Raw genomic sequence first — 2,594 nt, 5'->3', positions numbered from 1 at the left:
TGCTTCCAGGGCCTGGATTTGCCGGCTTAACGGGGGCTGGGCAATGTGCAGTTGCTCGGCGGCGCGGGTGAAGTTGCGTTCGCGCGCCACGGCAACGAAATACCGCATCTGTCGGATATCCATGTTTACCCTAGGTTGTGGGCTTAATACACTTTGTATATTACATTGGGAAACACGTGAATATTAAGGGTTTACGACCGTTACATACCTTTTGGGTATTGAAACAGATGTAAAAGGTGTTGGACTTTGCGTGGCATGGAAGGCGAATATGCGTTCCATGAGCCACACTTCTTACCAATCTGAATCGAATCAACCGGTTATAGAACGCGTTGAAACCTGCATTGTCGACCTGCCCACTATCCGGCCGCACAAGCTTTCGATAGGCACCATGCAGGGGCAAAGCCTGATGCTGTTGCGCGTGCACTGCAGCGACGGCGTGGTGGGCCTGGGCGAAGGCACCACCATTGCCGGCATGGCCTACGGCCCTGAAAGCCCCGAAACCATGAAACTGGCGGTAGACACCTACCTGGCCCCGGCCATACTGGGCAAAGACGCCACGCGGGTGCAGGCGCTTATGGCGCACCTGGGCAAGCTGGTAAAAGTAAACCACTTTGCCAAATGCGCGCTCGAAACCGCCCTGCTCGACGCACATGGCAAACGCCTGGGCGTCTCTATAGGCCAGTTGCTGGGCGGCCGCCGGCGCGACCGCCTGCCGGTGGCCTGGACCCTTGCTTCCGGCGATACCGCGCAAGACATTGCCGAGGCCGAGAAAATGCTGGCCCTGCGCCGGCACAATATTTTCAAGCTGAAGATAGGCGCCAAAGACATCAAAACCGATATTCAACACGTGGCCGACATTAAAAAGGCCATGGGCGATCGGGCGGCGGTGCGCGTCGATATCAATATGGCCTGGAGCGAAACGCAGGCGGCCTGGGGTATTGCGGCGCTGGCTGATGCGGGCTGCGAGCTGGTCGAACAGCCGGTGGCTTCTGCCGAGGCGCTGGGCCGCCTGATGCGCCGCTTTCCGGTGGCGCTAATGGCCGACGAGGTGCTGCAGGGCCCTGAAAGCGCCTTCAACATTGCCCGCCATGCCGGCGCCGACGTATTCGCCGTAAAAATCGAGCAAAACGGCGGGCTGTTTGCCGCCCAGCGTGTGGCGGCCATTGCCGATGCGGCCGGCATTGAGCTGTACGGCGGCACCATGCTTGAAGGGGCCATAAGCACCATTGCCTCGGCCCACTTGTTTGCCGGCTTTGCCCATTTGCAGTGGGGCACCGAACTGTTCGGCCCGCTGCTGATTACCGAAGAGATTCTGACCGAGCCGCTTGATTACAGCGACTTTGAGCTGACCGTGCCCGACGGGCCGGGCCTGGGTATTGCTTTGAATGAAGCCCAGGTGAAGCGTTTTACGCGCGAAGGCTCGTTGAAGGCTACTACGCGCCCTTGAAGCGCAGGAGAGAACGACATGCTGTTTCATGTACGTATGGATGTGAATATTCCCCCTAATCTGGATGCCGACGTTAAGGCGGAATTACTTGCTAAAGAGAAGGCGTATTCGCAAGATCTGCAGCGCAGCGGCAAATGGCGCCACATTTGGCGCATTGTGGGCGAGTACGCCAATTACAGCGTGTTCGACGTTGACGACAACGCCGAACTGCACCAGTTGCTAAGCGGCCTGCCCTTGTACCCCTATATGAAGATTTCGGTGTCGCCGTTGTGTCGGCACCCTTCTTCGGTGCGCGAAGACGATTCGTAATCGCACACCCCAGTTGAAACTGAAGTAACCACTGGCCCAAGCCACGTAGCAAGCAGGCTCTGTTTTGATACACACCGCAGCGCCGAAAGGTCACGGGCAGTATTTGACGATTCAATCTTAAGGAAACGACATGAGCGTTAAAGTATTTAACACCCAGGAAGTACAAGACCTGCTCAAAGCAGCCGCCGGTATCGGCCAACAAGGCGGCAACGAGCGCTTCAAGCAAATTTTGAACCGCCTGCTTTCCGACCTGTTCAAGGCCATTGACGACCTGGACATCACGCCCGACGAAGTGTGGGCCGGGGTCAACTACCTGAACAAGCTGGGGCAAGACGGCGAATCGGCGCTGCTGGCCGCAGGTCTGGGCCTGGAAAAGTACCTGGACATTCGCATGGACGCCGAAGACAAGCAGATCGGCCTGGACGGCGGCACGCCGCGCACCATCGAAGGCCCGCTGTACGTGGCCGGTGCACCGGTTAAAGACGGCCTGGCCAAAATGGACATCGACCCCGACGAAGCAGCCGGCCCGCTGGTCATTCGCGGCACGGTCACCGACCGCGACGGCAAGCCCGTAGCAGGGGCCCTGGTCGAATGCTGGCACGCCAACTCTAACGGCTTTTACTCGCACTTTGACCCTACCGGCGCACAAAGCAACTTCAACCTGCGCGGCGCGGTACGCACCGGCGCCGATGGCAAATACGAGTTCCGCACGCTGATGCCCGTAGGCTATGGCTGTCCGCCCCAAGGCGCCACGCAGCAACTGCTGAACGGGCTGGGCCGCCACGGCAACCGCCCCGCCCACGTGCACTTCTTTGTCAGCGCCGACGGCCAGCGCAAG

Annotated in this window: 4 protein-coding genes; 3 read left to right on the top strand and 1 reads right to left on the bottom strand. The window is 59.2% G+C overall.

The annotated features are described in order from the left end of the window. A partial coding sequence (locus VL003_RS00715) for a LysR family transcriptional regulator (RefSeq protein ID WP_325438575.1) occupies positions 1-123 on the bottom strand: 123 nt, incomplete at its 3' end. 154 nt (positions 124-277) lie between these two features. Here VL003_RS00715 and VL003_RS00710 point away from each other — a divergent pair. The 3 genes from VL003_RS00710 to VL003_RS00700 all read left to right on the top strand — a co-directional run. Then, positions 278-1,447 carry a muconate/chloromuconate family cycloisomerase gene (locus VL003_RS00710; RefSeq protein ID WP_325438573.1) on the top strand — a complete coding sequence of 390 codons (1,170 nt, stop codon included), beginning with the start codon at positions 278-280 and terminating at the stop codon, positions 1,445-1,447. An 18-nt stretch (positions 1,448-1,465) separates the two neighbouring features. Beyond that, positions 1,466-1,756, top strand: coding sequence for a muconolactone Delta-isomerase (catC, locus tag VL003_RS00705; RefSeq protein WP_325438571.1), 291 nt, complete (start codon positions 1,466-1,468; stop codon positions 1,754-1,756). 130 nt (positions 1,757-1,886) lie between these two features. Then, the coding region (locus tag VL003_RS00700) for a dioxygenase family protein (protein WP_325438569.1) at positions 1,887-2,594 on the top strand (708 nt) is incomplete at its 3' end.

This window comes from Pusillimonas sp. (genome assembly GCF_035515275.1).
Lineage (GTDB): Bacteria > Pseudomonadota > Gammaproteobacteria > Burkholderiales > Burkholderiaceae_B > Pusillimonas.
Note: the sequence above shows the minus strand (reverse complement) of the source record. Positions and strands in the feature narration are given on the sequence as shown.

Bases quoted from the DNA above. Each gene is read 5' to 3' on its own strand.
- VL003_RS00710 (WP_325438573.1), top strand. From the start codon at position 278: ATGAGCCACACTTCTTACCAATCTGAATCGAATCAACCGGTTATAGAA.
- catC (WP_325438571.1), top strand. From the start codon at position 1,466: ATGCTGTTTCATGTACGTATGGATGTGAATATTCCCCCTAATCTGGAT.